Source organism: Streptomyces sp. NPDC085944, from assembly GCF_040686295.1.
Taxonomy (GTDB): Bacteria; Actinomycetota; Actinomycetes; order Streptomycetales; family Streptomycetaceae; genus Streptomyces; species Streptomyces salinarius.
This window is the reverse complement of record NZ_JBFBJX010000006.1, coordinates 394,151-414,964: the sequence shown is the minus strand read 5'-3', so window position 1 is coordinate 414,964 and position 20,814 is coordinate 394,151. Positions and strand designations below refer to the sequence as shown.

Annotated in this window: 26 protein-coding genes; all 26 read left to right on the top strand. The window is 71.2% G+C overall.

Features of this window, described 5'->3' with window-relative positions; genetic code table 11:
• Window positions 1-18: 18 nt before the first annotated feature.
• The 26 genes from AB0P07_RS15135 (at window position 19) to AB0P07_RS15010 (ending at window position 20,591) form a co-directional block, all read left to right on the top strand.
• Window positions 19-240: a hypothetical protein gene (locus AB0P07_RS15135; protein ID WP_365550343.1), complete on the top strand. Its 222-nt coding sequence runs from the start codon at window positions 19-21 to the stop codon at window positions 238-240.
• 128 nt (window positions 241-368) lie between these two features.
• A complete protein-coding gene (locus tag AB0P07_RS15130) occupies window positions 369-1,571 on the top strand; it encodes an AAA family ATPase (RefSeq protein ID WP_365550174.1) in 1,203 nt (400 codons plus the stop codon).
• On the top strand, window positions 1,568-3,358 hold the full coding sequence (locus AB0P07_RS15125; RefSeq protein ID WP_365550171.1) for a hypothetical protein: 1,791 nt from the start codon (window positions 1,568-1,570) through the stop codon (window positions 3,356-3,358). The genes AB0P07_RS15130 and AB0P07_RS15125 overlap by 4 nt, the downstream gene beginning before the upstream one ends.
• Window positions 3,359-3,440: 82 nt before the next feature.
• The gene (locus tag AB0P07_RS15120) at window positions 3,441-3,890 is read left to right on the top strand and encodes a hypothetical protein (RefSeq protein ID WP_365550340.1); all 450 of its coding nucleotides are present in this window, start codon (window positions 3,441-3,443) and stop codon (window positions 3,888-3,890) included.
• A gap of 107 nt (window positions 3,891-3,997) precedes the next feature.
• Window positions 3,998-4,414, top strand: a complete 417-nt coding sequence (locus AB0P07_RS15115) for a hypothetical protein (protein WP_365550168.1) — start codon at window positions 3,998-4,000, stop codon at window positions 4,412-4,414.
• Window positions 4,411-5,187, top strand: coding sequence for a hypothetical protein (locus tag AB0P07_RS15110; protein WP_365550165.1), 777 nt, complete (start codon window positions 4,411-4,413; stop codon window positions 5,185-5,187). Before AB0P07_RS15115 ends, AB0P07_RS15110 begins: the two co-directional genes overlap by 4 nt.
• Window positions 5,184-6,098, top strand: a complete 915-nt coding sequence (locus tag AB0P07_RS15105; protein WP_365550162.1) for a hypothetical protein — start codon at window positions 5,184-5,186, stop codon at window positions 6,096-6,098. The genes AB0P07_RS15110 and AB0P07_RS15105 overlap by 4 nt, the downstream gene beginning before the upstream one ends.
• 21 nt (window positions 6,099-6,119) lie before the next feature.
• Window positions 6,120-6,824, top strand: coding sequence for a hypothetical protein (locus tag AB0P07_RS15100; RefSeq protein ID WP_365550160.1), 705 nt, complete (start codon window positions 6,120-6,122; stop codon window positions 6,822-6,824).
• Window positions 6,825-6,853: 29 nt separating this feature from the next.
• A complete protein-coding gene (locus AB0P07_RS15095) occupies window positions 6,854-7,612 on the top strand; it encodes a hypothetical protein (protein ID WP_365550158.1) in 759 nt (252 codons plus the stop codon).
• A gap of 28 nt (window positions 7,613-7,640) precedes the next feature.
• Entirely contained in the window at window positions 7,641-8,375 is a 735-nt protein-coding gene (locus tag AB0P07_RS15090) for a hypothetical protein (RefSeq protein WP_365550155.1), read from the top strand.
• A gap of 313 nt (window positions 8,376-8,688) precedes the next feature.
• A complete protein-coding gene (locus AB0P07_RS15085; RefSeq protein ID WP_365550152.1) occupies window positions 8,689-9,078 on the top strand; it encodes a hypothetical protein in 390 nt (129 codons plus the stop codon).
• The gene (locus tag AB0P07_RS15080; protein WP_365550149.1) at window positions 9,075-9,884 is read left to right on the top strand and encodes a DUF317 domain-containing protein; all 810 of its coding nucleotides are present in this window, start codon (window positions 9,075-9,077) and stop codon (window positions 9,882-9,884) included. The genes AB0P07_RS15085 and AB0P07_RS15080 overlap by 4 nt, the downstream gene beginning before the upstream one ends.
• On the top strand, window positions 9,881-10,714 hold the full coding sequence (locus AB0P07_RS15075; RefSeq protein ID WP_365550146.1) for a DUF317 domain-containing protein: 834 nt from the start codon (window positions 9,881-9,883) through the stop codon (window positions 10,712-10,714). Before AB0P07_RS15080 ends, AB0P07_RS15075 begins: the two co-directional genes overlap by 4 nt.
• A 44-nt stretch (window positions 10,715-10,758) precedes the next feature.
• Window positions 10,759-11,106, top strand: a complete 348-nt coding sequence (locus AB0P07_RS15070) for a hypothetical protein (protein WP_365550144.1) — start codon at window positions 10,759-10,761, stop codon at window positions 11,104-11,106.
• Window positions 11,103-11,921 (top strand): DUF317 domain-containing protein, encoded by an 819-nt coding sequence (locus tag AB0P07_RS15065; protein ID WP_365550142.1) that lies wholly within the window; start codon window positions 11,103-11,105, stop codon window positions 11,919-11,921. The genes AB0P07_RS15070 and AB0P07_RS15065 overlap by 4 nt, the downstream gene beginning before the upstream one ends.
• 67 nt (window positions 11,922-11,988) lie before the next feature.
• Window positions 11,989-12,588: a hypothetical protein gene (locus AB0P07_RS15060; RefSeq protein WP_365550139.1), complete on the top strand. Its 600-nt coding sequence runs from the start codon at window positions 11,989-11,991 to the stop codon at window positions 12,586-12,588.
• A 14-nt stretch (window positions 12,589-12,602) separates the two neighbouring features.
• The gene (locus AB0P07_RS15055; protein WP_365550137.1) at window positions 12,603-13,355 is read left to right on the top strand and encodes a DUF317 domain-containing protein; all 753 of its coding nucleotides are present in this window, start codon (window positions 12,603-12,605) and stop codon (window positions 13,353-13,355) included.
• A 49-nt stretch (window positions 13,356-13,404) separates the two neighbouring features.
• On the top strand, window positions 13,405-15,192 hold the full coding sequence (locus tag AB0P07_RS15050) for a TraM recognition domain-containing protein (protein WP_365550135.1): 1,788 nt from the start codon (window positions 13,405-13,407) through the stop codon (window positions 15,190-15,192).
• A 71-nt stretch (window positions 15,193-15,263) separates the two neighbouring features.
• Window positions 15,264-15,539 (top strand): hypothetical protein, encoded by a 276-nt coding sequence (locus AB0P07_RS15045; RefSeq protein ID WP_365550132.1) that lies wholly within the window; start codon window positions 15,264-15,266, stop codon window positions 15,537-15,539.
• Window positions 15,536-16,291 (top strand): hypothetical protein, encoded by a 756-nt coding sequence (locus AB0P07_RS15040; RefSeq protein ID WP_365550129.1) that lies wholly within the window; start codon window positions 15,536-15,538, stop codon window positions 16,289-16,291. The genes AB0P07_RS15045 and AB0P07_RS15040 overlap by 4 nt, the downstream gene beginning before the upstream one ends.
• Window positions 16,292-16,359: 68 nt before the next feature.
• Window positions 16,360-17,172, top strand: a complete 813-nt coding sequence (locus tag AB0P07_RS15035) for a hypothetical protein (protein ID WP_365550127.1) — start codon at window positions 16,360-16,362, stop codon at window positions 17,170-17,172.
• A complete protein-coding gene (locus tag AB0P07_RS15030) occupies window positions 17,169-17,885 on the top strand; it encodes a DUF317 domain-containing protein (protein ID WP_365550124.1) in 717 nt (238 codons plus the stop codon). The genes AB0P07_RS15035 and AB0P07_RS15030 overlap by 4 nt, the downstream gene beginning before the upstream one ends.
• A 223-nt stretch (window positions 17,886-18,108) precedes the next feature.
• Window positions 18,109-18,729, top strand: a complete 621-nt coding sequence (locus tag AB0P07_RS15025) for a hypothetical protein (protein WP_365550122.1) — start codon at window positions 18,109-18,111, stop codon at window positions 18,727-18,729.
• Window positions 18,730-18,778: 49 nt separating this feature from the next.
• On the top strand, window positions 18,779-19,315 hold the full coding sequence (locus AB0P07_RS15020; RefSeq protein WP_365550120.1) for a hypothetical protein: 537 nt from the start codon (window positions 18,779-18,781) through the stop codon (window positions 19,313-19,315).
• A gap of 84 nt (window positions 19,316-19,399) precedes the next feature.
• Window positions 19,400-20,146 carry a tryptophan synthase subunit alpha gene (gene trpA, locus AB0P07_RS15015; RefSeq protein WP_365550118.1) on the top strand — a complete coding sequence of 249 codons (747 nt, stop codon included), beginning with the start codon at window positions 19,400-19,402 and terminating at the stop codon, window positions 20,144-20,146.
• Window positions 20,139-20,591, top strand: coding sequence for a hypothetical protein (locus tag AB0P07_RS15010; RefSeq protein WP_365550116.1), 453 nt, complete (start codon window positions 20,139-20,141; stop codon window positions 20,589-20,591). Before trpA ends, AB0P07_RS15010 begins: the two co-directional genes overlap by 8 nt.
• Window positions 20,592-20,814: the final 223 nt, after the last annotated feature.

Sequence of the window (20,814 nt, the reverse complement as noted above, 5' to 3'; positions counted from 1 at the left end):
GCACCCGCAGAGCCGTTCATTCCGATCCGTCACGCCATCACCGGCGAGATCACCACCACCGGCTACAACGCCGCCGCCCGGCGGATCCTGCTCCAGGACGGCTTCGAGGAGACGCCCGACTGCGCCTGCGGAGCGACGGAACCCGGTACGGAGCGGACGCACGGGCCTGCTCGGCAGCCAGCGAGCTACTCGTCGCCGGCAACCCCGTGCACCTGTGCCGATCCCTCGGCCTGCCGGTGAGCGACGGTACGACCAGGTGGGTCCGGTCGCCGATGTCGGCACAGTCCGTGATCCGCTCCGAGAGCCGCCGACCTCTCCAGAGCATCGCCAACCCCACACGCACCCGTACCTGTTGAAGAGGCTCCGTTTTGACCACACCCGGAACGCGCAAGAGTTCAGCGCGCACCAAAGGCGGCGAACTACGGGCCAAGGTCGCCCGGCTGCTGGCCGACAGGCCGGCGGACACGCTCACCATCGGGGACATGGCCAGGCAGCTGGGCCACTCCCACGGCGCCGTCCGCAACGCCGCCCTGACCCTGGTGCGACGCGGCGAGGCCGACCAAAGCGGAACCGGACAGCCAGAGTTCCGCGCGAACGCAAAAACCGCCGCTGCCGCGCAGGCCGCTGTGATCAGCCCGCCGGGCACCCACGCTCCCCGCGCCCAGGCGGCTAAGGCCCGCACGACCTTCACCGCAGCAACCACGCCCCGCCAGACCGGCCCGATCCGCCGCGCGGGCGGCCAGCTCTACCACCCCCGCGAGCTGGCCGATCTGCCCGACGTCGAGGCGCTGAACCGGCTGCGTGACGCCGACGTGCCGGTGCTGCTCTACGGCCCTCCTGGTACCGGCAAGACCAGTCTGGTTGAGGCGGCGTTCCCGGACCTGCTCACCGTGGCCGGGGACGGCGACACCACGGTCGGCGACCTGATCGGCGAATACACACAGGCCGACAGCGGAGGCTACGAATTCCAGTACGGGCCTCTGGTCACCGCGATGACCGAGGGCCGCGCCCTGCTGATCGACGATGCCACCTTGATCTCTCCGAAGGTGCTGGCCGCGCTGTACCCCGCGATGGACGGGCGCCGGCAGATCCAGGTCAAGGCCCACAAGGGCGAGACCATCAAGGCCGAGCCGGGCTTCTATGTGGTGGCGGGCCACAATCCGGGCGTGCACGGGGCGGTGTTGACGGAGGCGCTGTCGAGTCGTTTCAGCGTGCAGATCCAGGTCGGCACGGACTATGACCTCGCCCTGGCGCTGAGGATAGATGCCCGGGTGGTCCGGGTCGCCCGACACCTGTCCCGCCAAGTCGAACTCGGCGAGCTGGGCTGGGCCCCCCAACTGCGAGAGCTGCTCAGCTACCAGAGGACCGAGGCCGTCCTCGGCACCAACGCCGCGCTCGCGAACCTGGTCGGCATCGCCCCTGAAGAGGATCGCGACGCCGTCGCCGACGCCGTCATCAAGGCCGTCGGCGTCAAGAAGATCGCACCCCTCACCCTTGGCAAGCAGCTGCCCGCCTCGGCCCTCCGGCAGCCCTCAAGCACCGGCTCCGCACACCGGGGCCGCTCGCGGTGAGCGTCCACCAACACGTCCAGTCCACGCAGGACGACGACCCCGACCTCGCGCGCTGGGACGACGACGGCGCCCCGCCCGCGCAACCCCGTTCCTCCCCTCACGCGTGGCTGCGCGTGGGAGCCGAGCTCGGCGACCGGCTGGTCGCCCTCTCCGGCCGCCAGGACCTCCTCGTCACCTGCCGCCCCGGCACGCGCAGCGGCGCGCCGGCCGCGTACTTCCCCACGCTGGGCGAGGTCGAAATCGACGCCAGCCTGTTCGCCCCGCTGAAGCCCCACGAGATCCATCCGCGGATCATGGGCGACGAGGAGCGGTACCCGGCCGCCTGGGGCGTGTTCGTCCACGAGGCCGCGCACGCGGCCCACTCCGTCTGGACAGCGCCGGCCGGAGCGAACCCGCGTGTCGTCGAGGCCGCGCTCCTGCTGGAGGAGAGCCGCGTCGAAGGCGCACACCTGATCACGCGGCCCACCGACCGCACGTACCTGCGCACCAGCGCCCGAACCCTGGTCATGCCCGACATCGCCCACCCCACCCTCCAGGGCATCGAGCACGCCGCCGGCGTGGCGGCCCTGATCCTCGGCCGCCGTGACGTCGGCATCCTGGACGCCGGCGAGACCCGGGCCGTCGCCGATCTGTGCAAGACGGTGCTGGGCGCAGAGCTGCTGACCACCCTCACCCGCATCTGGAGTGCAGCGCACCAGTGCGCCGACCACGACGCCCCGACGATGCTCGCGCACGGTCAAGCATGGTGCGACGCTCTGGACACCGCGGCCCCCGCCCTGCCCGTGCCGGAGAACCTCACCGATCTGCTGTCCGGCGCCGTGGGGGTCGTCATGGATAGCGCGGCAGCCACTGACGCCGCCGACCTCGCGGCACAGGCCGCAGCGACCAACGCCCTGGCCGACCGGTCAAGGGCACAGGCCAACGACCGTGCCCAGCAGGCCAGTCGGCGCCGCCAGGCCGCCGCCACCGCGAGTTCCGTCTTCAACTCCGGCGGCGCCACCGTCACCCCCGACGGCACACCGGCGCCCTACAGCAACCCGGTCACCGGCACCCGCAGGCCCACCGCCGCCGAGAAGAGCGCCGCAGCTCGCCTGAGCCGCGCCCTGCGTGCCGCCGCCTACCGCGAGCGGACCGAGGAGCGGACCACCAGCCCCACGCCGCCAGGCCGCCTCAACATGCGCGCAGCTCTGGCCCGCGACGCTCAGCGCGCGGCCGGGTCAGTGCCCACCGCGGAGCCGTTCACCCACACCCGCCGCCGTAACTCCGCCACCCCACCGTTGCGCGTGGGTATTGCCGTTGACGTCTCCGGCTCCATGCGTGCTGCCTGCGCGCCCGTCGCGTCCGCCGCCTGGATCGTGGCACGCGCTGCAGCCCTGACCGACCCCGACTCCCGCACCGCCACCATCGCCTACGACACGCATCTGACCGCACTTACCCGACCCACCCACCGGGCGCCGGAGCGCGTGACTACGTTCGGCGCCAACGGCAGCAGCCACAACCTCGCCGATGCCCTGGACGCGCTCGACCACGGCCTCGAACTCAGCCGTCCGGGCGCCGGGCGCCTCCTCGTGATCGTCACTGACGCCGTCTACACCCCCGACGAGACCGCTCAAGCGGTCACCCGCGTCAAGCAGCTCACGACCGCCGGCTGCGCCGTGCTCCAGCTCACCCTCACCGCGAAGTCCCGCCACTTGCCGGGGACCACCTTGCTGCACCTGCCCCAGCCCTCCAGCGCTCCCGCCGCCATCGCCACGGCGGCCACAGACGCCATCCGCAGGACCCGCTGAGACAAGACAAAAGACAGAAAGCAGGATCAATCACGTGGCAGTACGCACGACCTGGAAGATCATCCACAGCTGTGGACACGAAGTGACGCACAACCTGTCCAACCGCCCCGCCGACCGACGCGCCGGATACGCGCGCTGGCTCGAAGGCCGCGACTGCACCGACTGCTGGAAGGCCGCCCGCGACTCCGACACGGAATCCAAGGAAGCCTGGCTCGCCGCCAAGCGCGCCGAGGAGCAGCAGGCCGCCCGCGAGTGGGCCGAGCAGTTCGACATGCCGCCGCTCGAAGGACCCGAGCGGGCCCTGGACTGGGGCGAGCGCTCCCGTCACCAGCTGGTCACCGCCGCGTACAGCGCGCTGGTGAGCGAGGGCACCTGGGACGAGGCCGACTGGGCCGTCCTGGAAGACAAGATCCGCACCCTCGACCGCGCCAGCTGGTGGATCGACCAGCGGGACGCCGAGGGCCCTGACCTGCCCGAACTCCTGGACGCAGCCACGTCCAAGGACACCGGGACGGAGAACCCGTTCCGGTAGAACGCGGGGTCGTATACCCGACGATCCCCGGTTACCGAAACCGGGGATCGTCCGGATCCTTGTTCCTCCCACCGCCTCCTCGCGTACCTCGTGGAAGGAACCCCGCTGTGCCCGCATCCCGCCATCCGCAGGCCCCCGGTGACATCGTCACCCCCGACCGGGACATCACCCACGCCCACTTCCGTCCCGGTGACCAGGTCGTCATCCTCAAGGGCACCTCCGGCAGCGAACTGTGGGGCGACGCGTACAAGGTCGTCACCCCGTCCTGGCACACCGCGACCGACGAGGACGGCTGGCGCCTGTACGACCCGGCCGGCGGCGAGCGCACGTACATCACCGCACACCCGCGCTACCTCGTGCACCTGTCCGCCCGGTGCCCGGACTGCCTCATCTACCAGCAGGCGCTGCGCAGCTATCTCGTCCCGCGCCTGGCCGGCGCCGAGGAGGACGTCGATTGCGGCTGGTACTCGCTCACCCACCTCAACCAGGTGGTCCATGTCGCCGACGCCCGAGGCGGCCAGTGACCCAGGCATCCAAGACCGAGCGCGCCGAGGCCCTGGCCGGTGCGGCGTCGGCCGCCATCGAGGCGATCACGGGCAGCGAATGGCCGCAGCTTCTGGCCCGGGCCCTGCGCGAGGCGAACGCGACCTGGCAGGAGTCGGCCGCGGTGTGCGCCGACGTCGCCTGGCGGGCGCGCGCGGTCAAGAACAGCGCGCTCGGTCTGCTCACCGAGGAGCAGGTAACCGACTCCAGCACCGACCCGCTGATCTGGCAGACGTACCGGCACCTCTACCTCAGCACGCTGCGCTACGACTTCCGCTGCCACACCATCGAATCGCTGATGTGCAAGGTGCCGGTGAGCGTGCTCAACGCGGATCCCTACAGCGAGGCGCTGTACGCCTTCTCACGACTGGGGCAATCAAAGCCGGACGGCCTGGCCGTCATGGACCGCGTGCTCGTTGCCTCCGACGCTCACTCCAAGACCGTGCACGTCCTGCTGCACGGTCTGTGGCTGGGCAACCTGCTGCCCGGCCGGGCGTCCTTGATGCTGGCCCTAGTGGGGCTGCTCCCCGAGGGCGGGCTGACGGATCCGGTCGCCCTGTTCCGCATGGCCTCCGCCCGGCGCAGCCTGGGCCACTACCCCGAGGCCCTCACGGCAATCGGCCACGCCCTGGAGCTGCTGCCGCCCGGCGATCCGGCCGTCCACGCCGACTTGGTCCGGGAGTACACCCTCATCGCCACCGCCCACGAACTTGCCCAGCACGTCCGCGCAACACGGAACTTCACTCCTTCATGATCATTCGTATTCACGAGCGCGGCATCGACCCCAACGATGCGGTCGCCGAGGCGCTGGGCCGACCCGTCAGCCGCCAAGAAGGGCTGACCGACCACACGGTGGTCGCCCACTGGCCAGGGCTGGATGCCTACTTCCTCGACGACGAGGACCGGGTCTGGACTTCTGTCGATTGGGCCCAGCATCTGAACCATCCGTCCTGGCAGCACCGCCACGCGGCCGACGAGCAGGGCGACCGTCGGGCCATCTGGCAGGCGTCCGCGCGCCTGCATCCCGACGATCGCGACCTCACCCTCCCGGAGTGGGCCGAGATCGCCCACCGGATCGCCCGCGCCACAGGTATCCACCACCCCGGCGACGAATACGGCTGCCGGTGGATCGCCGTTCAGGCGCAGCCCGGACGCCTTCATCTGATCGCCAACCTCATCCGCGCCGACGGGACCTGGACGCAGCAGCGACGGCTGTTCGAGAAGATATCCATCGAGAGCCGGCGTATCGAGGCCGAGCTGGGCCTCATCGCGCCCCGCACCGGCCCTGATCCGCAGCAGGCCGTCCAGCAGGCCCGGTTTGCCGGACGCTCCACACTGCAGGCCAATGCCATAGACGTCACGACCCAACTCGCCGGCTTGCTGCGGCAACTCGCCGACGAGCGCACCGGGCCGCTGTCCACCGTGCGCGGCCTCGTCGAGCACACCGCACAGCGACTCGACCGCCTACCCGGCGCGCACGGTCCCGGCAGTGCACATCAGCTGGAGCTGATCGCCCGCCGCCTGTACGGCATCCAACAAGACCTTGACGCCATGGCTGGCTCCCTGCCGGCCAACGGCCGTACCTCCGCCACGACGCCAACGCCGCCTTCGACTCGTGTGATTGGGCTGCCCGCCGCACCCGGCACCAGCCGGCATGTCCGCTGACCGTCAGAAAGAACCTCCCTCATGGCCCTCGCCGATCGATCCCTGATCCTGGGGCGCGATGTGCACTCCGGAGAAGTCCTCGCCCGCGGCGGCGATCCCGAAGCCCACAGCATCCTCCAGCGCACCGGCTTCGTCCCCGTCGCCCGCATCCACGAGACCTATCACCGCCTGCCCGTCGGCCTGGACGAAGCAGAGGAGAAACGTCTCGCCACCCGCGCCGTGGCCCGGCTGCGCGCCGTCAACTACACGGTCGACACGGATGCCGACTTCGACACCACGACCCGCGAGCCGCACTACCTACCACTCGGCGCCCAGGTCGCTCACCTCGCCGAGCGGATCCGCGACGCCGCCACCAGCGACGAGGTCGCCGACGTCCTGACCGAACTGACTGCCTCCCACGACGGCGTCCTCATCGCCATCGGCGAGGTGCTCGCGGCCACCGCCGCCTTCTGCCAGGACCTCGGCCAGCCAGCGGATCCGCACACCGCGAAGCGGTTGCAGTACCTCGCCGAACACCGGCTCGGCGTCCTGTGGTCCGACCTGGCTCACACCCGCAACGACCTCGCCGACCGGCACCAGGAGCATCCCCAGCGCCGCGCGTGCACCACCGAGGTCGGACCGCACGAACGCGAAGCCTCTGCCGTCTGCGCCTGCCCGCCACCGCGTCTGTCCTCCACTCCCGTCGCCGTGCCAACCGCCCCCGCACCGGCACACCCGAGGCGCTGACCCGCACCCCGTCCCCTTTCGAGGAGCCCATGCACGACCCCATCCCCGACACCAGCCTCGCCTCCTTCGCCACCGTCCTCGCCGGCGAACTTCCCGGCGCCTGGACCAGCACGTACCACCCCGACCTCGGCAGTCTCGATGTCCGCGACATCCTCACGGACCACGTGTGGGACATGAACGACATCGCCGAAGCCCTGGCCAGGCACCCCCTGGACCACTGCGCGGTACTGCAACGGCATGACGGAACACGCCTGTTCGTCACCGACCCGCTCGGCGACGGCGAGGGCTACCTCATCGCCGCGATTGCCCCCCACGACGTACCGGCTGAGGCATTCCGGGGCGTACGCGAGCCCGACGGAATCACCGTGGAGGCCGACCCGTTCAGCGCAGCCGAGGCCGTCACCGTCGACCTCCTGCCCCGCTACTACGTCGCCGTGCACCACGTCTTCGCCAACGCCGAGCAGCTCACGCCAACGTCATCCGACGCACAGCGCCTGGTCCTGACCTGGTCGGAGGGTGCACTGGTGGTCGACAAGCCCGAGCGTGCCGACGTCACCCAGGTGCTCACCGACCACGGCTTCGTCCTCGACGCCGACCGAGGAGTCCTCGCCCTGCCGGGCGACGACACCGCCCGACAGGCCGCCTCCGCACGCGCCGTCGGCAACCGCCTGTCCCAGCTAGGCATCAGCACGTCCCTCGGCCACCCGTCGGCCCGTCCCGCCCCGGGCACCACCCCGGCGGCCGTGCCGTCCACCGCCTCGGCCGCGCCTTCGGCCCGACGGCGATAACCCCCTACCTCCCCAGGAGCAACCACCCGTGGGAAACCGTGCCGACGATGACGGCACCGATGTCACGCTCTACCGCAAAGCCCTCAGCGACACCGTGCACGCCGACACCCCAACCGGAGCGCCCGAACCGCTGCTCGCCCTTCTCGACACCCTCGGCTTCACCCGCCGCACGCTGACCACCGCCGGCCCCACCTACGTATGGCACGAAGCACCCGCCCACCTCGACGAAGACGCGAAGAACCGGCTCGCCAGCCATGCGGTGCCCTGGCTGCACAAAGCCGGGTACCTGGTCCACATCTCCGACGACGTCTGGAACGCCGCCGCCTACACGGACGCTGCCGTGGCTCTACGCGACCACGGCGCCCCGGCCCCGCCTGCGCACGTTAGCCGACCTGCGTGTCTCGGCCTGATGACCCTCGCCGACGAGCGCGACGTCGACGTCACCGTGTACCACAGCGACGGAACGATCTACGTCGACACCCGCGCCGCTGCCCCCGAGCATCTGCTGACTCTGCTTGACGGCCTCGGCCTCGACCGGCATCAGGTCGAGGACGACGTCTGGCATCAGATCCCGGACGAGACGGACGAGATCGCCATGAAGTCCATGGCCGACCGGGCTGTACCTCTACTGGCCCGCGCCGGATACCGGGTCGACATCGACGCCGGTCTCTTCGGCGGCACCGCCTACCGCGCCGCGCTCGCCGAACAGGCAGCACACCGGCCACCACCGCCACTCGCCGCGCACGCACGTCGTACGCGCTGACCAGCCGACCACCGCCGGCCCCGGCTCACCGGGGCTGGCCCATCCACCCGCAGGAGCCTGCCGTCACTCACGATCATGACCGCACACCACCGCCCATCACATCCGGCCGCAAACCCCGCCTGGTCACCGCCCTGTTCCGCCGCTACCTGCGCGCCGTCACCCTCGGCAGCCAAGAACGCACCATCCCGCTGGCCGGCGGACGCCCCGAGGCCGCCCTTGACGAAGCCCGCCGCCGCGACGCACTCCTCCTTGTCGAGAGCTACCGCCTCCGCCACCACGACTAGCACCTCTGACCAGCCTGTTCAGGAGGCCCATGACCAACCCGCCCCTCCCGTCCATACAGCTGGCTGAGGCCATCACCGCCCAGCTCGGTCAGCTTCGCCACCACCTCGCGCTGGCGCCGCCGCACGAGGCGGCCCAACTCCTGGCCCACATCCTGGACTACGACACCGGGCTGCTCGGCGAGGTCACCGGACTCGTCGAAACCGGATCCCGGTTCGCGAAGGTCAACTCCGAGCGCGGTCTTCTGCCGCCCGAGGTCTGGCTGGCCCTCGGGCGCGCTTCCAACGAACTCAACAGCGTCAGCACCGACCTCCAAGAGCACACCGGCGCCATCCAGAAGCTCGCCGCGCCCGCCGTCACCTCCGCCAGGCCCCACGCGGCACCCGCCGCCTCGGCGATGGTCATGAGGCGGCGCCGGTGAAGAAGAACCAGCAGTTCTCCGGCTGGGGCCCCACCGCTCAGCAGCCGCAGCAGCACTACCTCGTCGAACCGCGCCACCTAGCCGGCGGCGGCGACCTGCGCCACGTCACCGAGTACCTGCGCGCCTCGGGCTGGAAGGACAAGTCCAAGACCGGCGGCCCGGTCGTCTTCGACAGCCCCGACAAGAGCGTGCGGATCGGGTACGACCCCTTTACGCAGCCCGGCGGGTGGACGGTCAGCGGCAAGCCGACCGCGACGCAAGAGGCATGGCACGCCACGTTCAGCCGGCAGACGCCCGTCGAGATCGTCGCCGGTTTCACCGACGCCCTGTTCACCGCACGCTTGGCACACGCCCCGAACGTCTGGGAGCCCCTGCAGCAGCACGGCTGGGAGGCCGAACGCGGACAGCAGCACTTCACCGCGCGCAGCCCGGACGGCGACGCCGTCGTCCGCTTCCACCAGGACGCCCCCGGACAGGCGCACTGGTGGGCCGGGGCCCGCAACGAACACGGCCGGGTGTGGGAGGCGACGCTCACGCCGACCACGCCGATGCACCTGGTGCAGGCGTTCAGCACCGCGCTCGCCGATCCGCAGCCGGTGATGCGGCCTCTCGGTCGCGTCCCGCCCTCGCAGCGAATCCGCACCACCTCCGTGTCCGTGCTGCCCCACCAGCTCAGCGCCTGGCAGCAGGCCCGGATCACCGCGGCCCGCGCCGCCGCCTGGGGCAAGAATGCCTTCGCCACCAACAAGGCACGTCCTCAAGCGCCCGGAGCCCGCCCGTACGCCAAGGCCGGGCGGATGCGGTGAGCCACGAACGCTTCTACTCGCGGGTCAACGGCCCCACCCTGCACCGCGTCAACACCGTCCGCTGGCTGGACGAGGTGGCACCGCGGCACCTGGCCGGCGGGGGCGACCCCCGCCACGTGACCGAGCACCTGCTCGCGTCCGGCTGGAGCAACCACTCGGTTGCGGGCTATCCGCATGTCCTGCTGGAAAGCCCCGACGGCCGGTTGCACCTGACGCTGGAACCCGAGGAGGAAGAGTTCAGGGCGTCCTGGCGCGTCCACCCGGCGGCGGCCCAGGGCCGCGCGTGGTCGGCCCAGTTCGGCCTCCACACCCCGGTGGAGATCATTGCGGGCTTCACCGATGCGCTGAACAGCACCGGGCCCCGGCCCGAGGAGGCAGAGCTGTGGCGCCTCGCGGCCAGCCGCGGGTGGACCATGCGGCTGGTCGGCAGGGAGCGTGCCGCGCTGTCCCCGGACGAGACCGCCTACCTCTCCCGCGAGTCCTCGCTCGCCGAAACACCGCTATGGCGCTGGGCAGTTCAGGTCTCCGTCCCGCTCGCCGAGGGGCGCCACCGGTGGATATGGAACGCCTCCATCGACGAAGCCGCCCCGCCCGCGGCCCTCGCCGGGTTCATCAACGCGCTCACTGATCCCGCCCCGCTCCTGCGCTCGGAGGGGCAGACGCCGCAGCACACCTTCGGCTTCCTCGATTCCCGGCGCAGCCCCGTCACGCCGGAACAGCACCGCCTGCAGCATCGGCGGCGCCTCGAAGCCGCGCAGCGCACCGGCACCGGCACGCCCTCGCCCTCATCTCCACCACCCGGACCGGCTCGCCACAAGCGCCACCGCTGACCCGGCGCCCGTAGACCTCACTTCTCCCTAGTCCAAGGACACTGATGCCCACCCCCTCCACCCCCAGCGCCGACGACGTCGCGCAGGCGACCGCCGCCCTGGCCCAGGTCCAGAAGTACCTGCACACCGATCCGTCCGTAGCCGACGTGCTGCCGCTGCTCGCCGTCCTCCTCGACCAGGACACCGGCGTACCCATCCTGCTCGGCGACATTCTTCGTAGTGCCGCACACCTCGTCGCCCAGGTGACGAAGGCCGACAGCAACGAGATCCGCCTGATCGTCGCCGGGCTCCGGGAAGCCGCGCAGGAGGCCACCGGCTGGCATGTCCTGCACTGGGACGTGCTGCGCCTGAACAGCCACGCGTTCGGGCCCGCAGGTGCGCCGGCGCCGTGACGCGCCCGTACATCGTCAGCAAGGCCAACGAACCCTGGTCGACGATCTGGTACGACACCACGCCTCGCCACCTCGCCGGGCCCGGTGACCCGCGTCACGTGACCCAGGCATTGCGGGCCGGCGGCTGGAAGAACTTCGGTGAGCCTGACCTTCCCCACGTCGTGCTGGCCAGTCCCGACTTCCAGCACACGCTCGTCCTCGAGCCGACCCCGGACACCAGCGGCGCCTGGTGGCGGATCTCGTCGCAGCGCTGGTACGCGTCCTTCGGCGGCAACACGCCCGCCGAGGTCCTCGCCGGATTCACCGACGCGCTCCTGCGGACCGCGCCCAAGGCAGAACCGGACATCTGGCCGACGCTGCATGCGGCGGGCTGGACGCACGAGCGCGACGAGCGCGGCAACGAATACGCCCGCCATCCGGACGGCATCACCACCATGGAACGGTCAGCGACGCTGACCAGTGACTACTTCAGCTGGAAGGCCGAAGTCGCCCTGCCCACTGGCCTGGGCGGCCACCACATGCTGTGGCACGCGCACTTCGACGACCGCACCCCGCGCCACCTGCTCGCCGGATTCGCCACCGCCCTCGTCGACCCCGCGCCCGTCGCGCGCGGCCACTACGCCGTCCCGCACTCCCACCTCGTCGCCCAGGTGGAAAGCGGCGCCCAGGGTGAGCAGCTTGCCGCCGCCCACGAAGCCCGGCTGAAGGCCAGCCGGGCCGCCGCCCGCAAGGCCCGCCGCAGCGCCGCGCCCACCGCCCAGCCGCCGAACGGCCCCGCCTCGGAGTCGGCCACGCCCGCGACCCGCAGCCGCTGACCGTACGGAGCGGCTTGGGCCGCTCCGTACCCCGCCTCCCTTAGAACTGCACGTCCAAAGGCCCTCTTTGACCACTTCACTCGGGCCGGCCAGCCCGGCCCACCGGCTCTATCTCAGTCAGCTCGCCATCTATCTGCGGCACAGCCGGCAGATCCTCGCCGCCTGGGACCACTACTCCGACCGGCACTCCGACCCCGAGACGTTCCAGCCCCACGACGAGGACGCCTACGGCCGCCGCCAGCAGAAACGCGACGCCGACACCCTGTCCGCGTTCGGCCGGGTGTACTACCACGCGGACGAACTCGTCGATGTCGCAGAACGGCAGCTCGCCGGACTGTCGCCCACCGACCGGACACGGCGCTACGCCTGGCAGGTCCGAGAACTGCGAGAGGCCACACAGCGCCTCTACGCGGTATACGACGACTGGCTCGCGGTACGCGCCGCGCTGCCCGAGAGCGCACGCCCCGGTACGAGGGCGTACGAGGAACCGCTCGCCGAAAGCTACGCGGAAGCCTGGTCCCACCTCGACCAGTGGGCCATCCACGGCCAGGTGATCTTCGCCGTCAACGCCCTCGCGCAGCGGCAGGCGACCGCAGCCGCGACGGCCCTGCCCACGACGGCACCCGCGCACAAGGCCGCCGCCACACCGTCCAGGGTCCGGCGGTGACGGCCGTGAGCGAGATGGTCGAGCAGGCGTTCATCGCCCCGCGCTCCCTCGCGGGGATGGGCGATCCCGACTGGATCACCCAGCCGCTGCACCGGGTCGCCGGCTGGAGCCACGGACATGAACCGCTCACACCTCGCGTCCTGCTCACCAGCCCGGACCAGCTCACGCAGCTGCATCTGGCTCCCGACGATCCGGATGATCCGGACTGGTGGACCATCCGCCAGGCGCGTACCGCAGATCATCCCGCCTGGGCGGCCACCTTCCAGAGCCGCACCCCCGTTGAGATCATCGCCGCGTTCACCGACGCACTGACCGACCCGTCCGGGCCGCCCCCGACGGCGATCGATCCCTTTACGGCGTTGCAGGACGCCGGATGGCAGCCGCCCCGTCATTTCGGTGGGCTCGCAGACCCCGACGGCATCACGCGCGTTGAGCGGGTCGGAAACCCCGGCAGCGACCTGTGGCACATCGAGACGGCCGTCATCCGAGACCCGACGATCTGGCGGGCCGTGTTCACCGGCACCACGCCCCTGCACCTGATCGCCGCCGTGACGCAGGCACTCTCCGACCCCGCGCCCATCAGGCGCCACCCTGGCCGCATCCCGGGCTGGGCCCGCGACCGCATGACCGTCGACACCCGCCATGTCCCCGCGACGGACGTCGCCTTCGCACTGGAGCGACGCATCAGCGCCCTCGCCGAGCGGCACCGCCGCGTGACCGGCGTTGCTGCGCCGCCACTCGGACCTGCGCCAGGCCGCACGCGCTGACCGGCCCGTCGCGGCCGGCCCCCTTCCTCTCTCGTATCTGGAACAGCCCTTGCCCCAGTCCAACTCCGCGTCCAACGACGGCTACGACATAGCCTTCCGCATCCTGGGTGGCGCCCTCGCCGTCGCCGTCCCTCTGTCCAATCTCGCCTGGCTCGGCGGCAACCTCACGTCCTGGGCCACCGGCATCGGCGCCAGCGCCCCGTACCAGCCCGTGCAGGCCCTGCTGCACCCCGACCAGCTATGGCCGGACCTGGGCGAAACGTCCCTGCTGCTCGGCACACGCATCCTCCCCGGCACCGTGCTCGTCGCCCTCGCCGTCACCGCCGCCGTGCTCTACCAGCGGCACCGCGGCGGCGGGCGCAAGAAGCGCGTCGCCGGCATGGCCAAACAGAGGGACATCGAGCCGTTGATGTCCAAGGCCATCACCGACAAGGCACGTTCCCTGCGTCCGAGCCTGAAGGACGCCAAGCACATCGAGGCGAAGGACACCGGCATCCTCCTCGGCAACCTCCAGGGCACGAAGCACGAAGTACGCATGGGGTACGAGGACGTCGCCGTCGCGATCATGGCGCCCCGCTCCGGCAAGACCACCAGTCTGGCGATCCCCTCGATCCTCAACGCGCCCGGCCCGGTCCTGCTCACCTCCAACAAAGCCGCGGGCGACGCCTACACGGCGACCCTCGACGCACGCGCGGCCGTCGGCCGGACCTGGTCGATGGACCCGCAGCAGATCGCCCACGCCGAACGAGGCATGTGGTGGAACCCGCTGGCCGACGCCAAGACCCTCGACGGCGCCGGAAGGCTCGCCGGCCACTTCCTCGCCGCCAGTGTCGACGCCTCACAGCAGGGCGACTTCTGGTCGAAGGCCGGCAGCAACATCCTGTCGCAGCTGTTCCTGGCCGCAGCCCTCGACGAGCGGCCGATCACCGACGTGATGGCGTGGCTCGCCTTCCCCGCCGACCGCACCCCGCTCGACATCTTGCGCGACCACAAGTTCGCCGCGGTCGCCGCCCAGCTCAAGGGCACCGTCGAGGGACCGCCGGAAACCCGCGACGGCATCTACGAGACGGCCCGCCAGTACGCCGCCGCCCTGCTCAACACTGAGATCGCCGCCTGGGTGACCCCGCAGAAGGACGTACCGGAATTCCAGCCGTCCGTGTTCGTCACCTCGCAGGACACGCTCTACCTGCTGTCGAAGGACGGCGGCGGCGGTGCCTCCGCGTTGATCGCCGCGTGCGCGGACTCGGTGATGCGGTCCGCGACCGCGCAGGCCGAACGGGCAGGCGGGCGCCTGGACCCGCCGATGCTGGCGATCCTCGACGAGGCCGCCAACGTCTGCAAGATCAGCGACCTGCCCGACCTGTACTCCCACCTGGGCTCGCGCGGCATCATCCCGATCACCATCCTCCAGTCCTACCGGCAGGGCCAGAAAGTCTGGGGCGACGCGGGCATGGACGCCATGTGGTCCGCCTCCACGATCAAGGTCATCGGCTCGGGCATCGACGACCCCGACTTCGCCGACAAGCTCTCCCGCCTGATCGGCGACCACGACGTCGAGACGACCTCCACCTCCAGCTCGGAGTCCGGCAAGTCCACCTCCGTGTCCATGCGCCAGGAACGCATCCTGGCCGCCGATGCCATCCGTGCACTGCCCAAGGGCACCGCGCTCGCATTCGCCACCGGCATGCGCGCCGCCATGCTCGACCTGCGCCCCTGGTATCTCGAGCCCGGGGCCGCCGAACTCTCCGCCGCCTCCGCCCGCGCCTCCAAGGGCATCACCGCCCGCGCCATCGCCAAGGCCACCCCAAAGCAGTCCGACTTCGGTCCCGCAGCGTAAAGCCGCCTCCCGCCCGAGCCGGCCCCGCTCCGCCTCCCTCCGCTCACCGTCCGAGCCCCCTGGACCCCTCTATGCCACTGATCTACGACGTTCCCGACGACTGGAACCCCGACCATCGCTGCTGCCTCGAATGCGGCAACAGCGACCCTGACGTCACCCTGCGGGCCATCACCCACCAGGCGAGCAACCAGCAGGCGCTTGCCTGCACCCGGCACATCGCCGACGTCGCCGCGGTCCTCGAATCCAACGCACCGGCCCCGCAGGCCCCGTCCGCTCAGGTCTCGAAGCCCGGCGTCACGCCGGCGTCATCCTCCGTCCCCGCTCCCGCCCACAGGTCTCGCGCATGATCGATTCGCCCGCTGAGGCCCTGCTGTTCGAGGTGGCGCCCCCGCCGACACCCGTCGAGCGGCTGCTCCAGCTGGCCGACCAGTACACCCAGCACAACGACGCACTCGACCTGCTCCTGCCTGCCGCAAGCGCACCGCTGCCGGACACCTACGCCACCTCGGCGCACCGTCTGGTCTCCGCCACCGGGGCCGCCATCAAGGTCATCCAAAGCGAACGGCTCTACGAGAGCGACGATTTGATCGAGGTCATCGCGCGGCTGAGGCAGCTCATCGTCCTCGCCGACGCCTCGATCGACCTGAACACCCGCGCCGCCCGGGAACTGACCGCGCTGGCTCCGGAAGCCGCCGTCACCAGCGCCGTGACACTGGCCTGCGAGACCAGACGGCGGCGCTCGCCAGCACCCGGCGGTCAGCTCAGCGCCGCGCACCGCACCGCCCTGGCCGAGATCGCCCGCGGACACGTCACGGCCAGCAACTCCCTGGGGCGCGAGTTCACCCGCTCCCGCGAGCCCAAAGTACTGATGAGCACCCTGCGCGCCCTGGAGTCGAAAGCACTGGCCGAGAGGACACCGGGCACGGCACGCGCCGCCTACGTCGGCGGCCCGCCCCTGGACCGCGTACGCCTCACCTCGGCCGGCATCACCGCCCTCGCCTCCGCCATCGACGCGCCCTCCGCTGGGCCGCGCACCGCGCCCGGCACCGCGCCCCGCCCGCTGCCCGCCGCCACGCAGACCACCGCCCGAAGCCGCTGAACCACAGGAGCCTCCCCATCCCTGCGCCTCCACCCGACCTGAACGAACAAGTTGTCCAGCTACGGCAGTTGGCAGATGACTTCGAATCCCTCAAGGGCCGCGTACGCGACATCTCCTACACACCCGGCACGGACGCGCTGCGCCACGTCCGCCCCCTGCTCCTGCGGGCGCAGGACCTCACGGCCACCGCCCTGGTGCGCCTGACCGCGCTCGACAACAGCACGTACACATCCGTCGCCGGCAGCCGGGCCGGCCTGGAGCTGATGGCCTCGGTCGTGTCCTCCTCATCGCTCGCCGGCACCGACCTGGCCCACGTGGTGCTCGCCAACCCCTACGAGGGCGCCCAGTTCGCCGGCTACCCGGCCGACGACGAGGCCGTGCGCACCGTCCGTCACGCGGAGGCCATCCCGAAGATGAACGGCCACCTCGACGATGCCGTCCACCAGCTCGACCTGTGCGCCATCGGCTGCCACTACCTCGCCCACGGCATCACCGAGGACCTGACCACCACGCACGAGAACAAGGTGGCAGCCGCACAGCAACAGCAGACGACGGACCCCGAGCTGACAGCGGCCCAGCACGACGCCCTCACCGCCCTGAACGGCGGAGGTCACCTGTACGAGAGCGCCACTCGCGGACTGGGCGTAACCCGCGTCGCCACCAACGACGGCACCCGCGTCTCCATCGCCACCTATCGGGCCCTGGAAAAGCGCGGACTCGTCAGCCCTGACACCAGCACCTCCCTGTGGGCGGGAGGGCAGAAGATCTCCGTCACCGAGCAAGGTCGGCAGGCGCTGACCCGGCCACGCCCCCGAGCGGCACTGCGTACCGCAGCCGCCACCCCGCCCAAGACCGCGGTCGCCCACGGAGCCCGCCGGTGAGCGCGTACGGGCCCGATGACCGGGTCATGGTCTCCCCGCGGTATATGGCCGGCGCCGGTGACCGGCTCGCCGACGCGATCGGCCCGCTGATCCATCTCTTCGGCTGGACCCCGCAGCACGACCCCGCCACCGGACACGTCAAGATCGACAGCCCTGACGGCAGCATGTTCGTCGATTTCGACCCCATCCACCCCCTGGGACAGTGGTGGACAATCACGCACCACGAACCGTACTGGGAAGTGCAGTTCAGCCGGCAGACGCCTCTGGAGGCCGTCGCCGCCGTCACCCAGACTCTGCCCCAGCTGCTCGGCGACACCCGTCACGCCGAGCGCATCCCGATCACAGAGATGCCCCTGGAACAGCTCGCGGCGCACAACGACTGGTCCGCCGAAGCCAGCGCCCTGACCTCACCCGACTGGTGCTGCCAGCTCCTGCACACGCCCGATGAGGACATCACCTGGCGGGCCTGGCACGCCTTCTTCGAGAAGCAGCCGCTGGCCACCTTCACCCGCGACGCCCCCGACGCACTCGTGCGGAACTTCTTCGCCCACCTGGCCACACCCACGGCGGTGGAACGCGCCTTCGCCGACGTGCCGCTCAGCACCCGCTCCGAGCACAGCAACCTGATCACCCCGGTCCGCGGAGCCGCGATCAACCCTCACGTCGATCACGCCCTCGCGCAGCTCGGCAGCACCCGGCCGCGCCGCCGCTGAACCCCCTGCCCCGGAGCCACCCCTGCCCGAGAAGACCATTCCCCTTGAACCGGCCGAGCAACTCCTCTGTCTGGCTGCCGACTTCACACGCTTCCACGACCTGCACCTGCGACATGCGGTCAACGGGAACCGGCCCGCCGACATCCTGAACACCCAGACGGCCAGCGCCCAAGCCCTGGCCAACTCGGCCCTCGACATCGTCACCGCGCTCAACAAGGAGTCGATGTACCACAGCCCCGTCATCCGCGCCGTGTACGCCCGGATCCGTCAGCTCGCCCATCTGGCCACGGACGCTGCCGACCACCTCATCGACGCCGAGGACATCCTCATCCACGCCCAGGCAGGACTGCCCATGGAGCTCGGCGACGGCTTCCTGGCCGTCCCCAGCTTGCAGGACGCGCGCGGAGAGATCGGACGGCGCTTCACCCTCGTCTCCGAACTCACCGCCCTGGGAGCCTTCGACGCCGTCGCGTCCGCCGAGCAATACGTTGCCGAACGCCGCCACTACGGCTACCTGCCCGAGCACCAGCCGCCTGCGCTGTCTCGCACCCAGCACGGCACCCTGCACGCCATCGCCCGCGGGGACGTGACCATCAGCGACGGCAGGCCCTACCACCGCCGCGAGGGCGTCCGCTTCAGCATCAGCACCATCCGCGCTCTGGAGAACCGCGACCTGATCACGCGCGAGGACTGCCAACTGTGGCTCGTGGACGAGCGCGTGCACCTGAGCCCTGCCGGACGCCGTGGCCTCGCAACCTCCTTCGCACACCCCCGGCCCGCCGCCCTGCGTACGACGTCTCCCGCCGCTCCCCGGCCCGCAGCTGTCGCCGCCCGCGCCCGCTGACCCGACCCCGTCCTTCGAGGAGAGCGCCACGTCCTCCGACACCCCCACCGTGCACGATTTCGCCCGTGCCCTCGCCGACCAGATCCCCGGCGCCGCACCCCGCGACGTGACCGTCAACTTCGCCGTCCGGCGCCAGGCCGCAGCCCAGCACGGCTACCGCTCCCGCGGCGGCCCCGTGACCGTCTACGCCCAGGCCCTGCACGCACAGCTCTATGGGCTGCCCATGGACGACGAGCCGCTGCCTGCCGACCTCGGCGCACTGCTGCAAGCCGCGCACACCACCGCTGATCCCGAACAGCAGGCCGCGGTGCTGCAGCAGCTTGCCGAACAACTGCGCAACGCCGCCGAGATCCTCGAATGGGCGCGCAACCACGCCCACTGGCGCCGCCTCCCCGACTCCGCATGGCAGTGGCTGCGCGACGCCACCGACCGTACCCGTGACCTCGCCGACGGCCTTGACGCCGTCCATCCCGCCTTTGCCGACGATGCGCCGACCCGCACGTCGCCGCCGAAGCCGACTGCTCCCCGGGCCGTGCCGAGCACCGTCGCCGCACCAGCCACCTCACCGGCCGGCCGTCGCCGATGACAGGCCCAACCCCCACTCTGCGAAGGACCCGCCCTGGCAACCTCCACTCACCTCCATACCCGCCTGACCCAACCCTCCTGTGCATTGGGGGTGTTCATCCCGGGTGGTGTCCATGAGCCGGACGTCCAGCGCCGCCAGCTCGACCACCTCGCCCAGGCCGGGGCCGACCTGTTCGAGATCGGCCTGCCCTGTGCGAACCCGGTCCTCGACGGACGCCTCATCCGGTCCGCCTACCAGCGCACCCTGGCCAAGGGCAACGTCCTGGACCGCACCGCCCGCGCCGTCGCGCACGCCGCGTCGCTGCGGCCGACGGTAGTCATGACGTACTGGGACGCCGTACGCCGCCACGGCCCAGAGCGTCTGGCTCGCCTCATGGCCGACGCGGGCGCTGCGGGGATCATGGTCGTCGACCTGCCCCTCGAAGAAGCGCTCCGCTGGCATCGCGCTGCCCACCACGCCGGCCTGAGCGCACCGCACCTCGTCCCGCGCGCCACTGCGGACACCGACCTTCCCGCCGCGGTCGAGAGTGCGTCCGGCTGGCTCTACGCACCCGCGAGCAGCGGCGTCACCGGCTTTCAGGGCCCCCTCGACCTGACAGCCCTCGAAGCCTTCACCGAGCGACTGCGCGCGGCGAGTGCGCTGCCCGTGGTCTCGGGGGTGGGCATCTCCAGCCCCGACCTCGCCGCCCGCGTGGCGCCCCTGGTCGACGCCGTCGTCATCGGCACCCCGATCGTCCGGGCCCTACTGCCGGATCCCGTTCCGGCCGCCGCCGTGACCGCCGCGTTCGCCCAGGCCCTGAAGCCCCGGATCGGCACGGCCCACCATGCCTGAGTCCGCGAGCCTCCACGCGGCACTCGACCAACTCGCGGCCGACGCAACCGCGCTTCAGCAGCGCCTGCGCCGCACCCCTGTCGACGGCGTACAGGTGCTGATAGCCCGGATCACCGAGGCACAGGCGCTCGCCGCCGCCGCGCTCCGGCTCTTCCTCGATCTGGAGCGGGAGCAGCCACGCGACCAGGCGCACCTGCTTCGCCTCGACCATCTGGCACGCACGGCCAAGGCCGCCCAGGACGCGAGCGCGGAACTGACCGCAGCTCTGGCGCGCGCCGTCGAGAACGAGCGCCGCCGACGCGACGCCACGACGTCGCCGCCCGTGCTCCTGCGCCCCACACCACAGCAGTTCGCCGCCTCCGCCGCCGACCTGCTCGACGGGCTCCTGCCCGCTCCCCCAGAACAGCCCCGGCCCACCGACGCGCCCGTGCCGCCGGCGCGCTGAAGCAGCCCCCTAGACCTCTCACCCTTCAGGACCGACCATCACCGAACAGCCCCAGTTCCGCGCCCTGTCCCTGGGCGCCGGAGTCCAGTCCAGCACCCTGCTCGCCCTGTCCGCCGAGGGCATCCTCCCCAAGGTCGATTACGCGATCTTGTGGGATACCTCGCATGTTCCCCGCCGCCCCGCTGCTCCTCCTGCAGGCTCAGTCGTGCCTGACCAGGGGCGC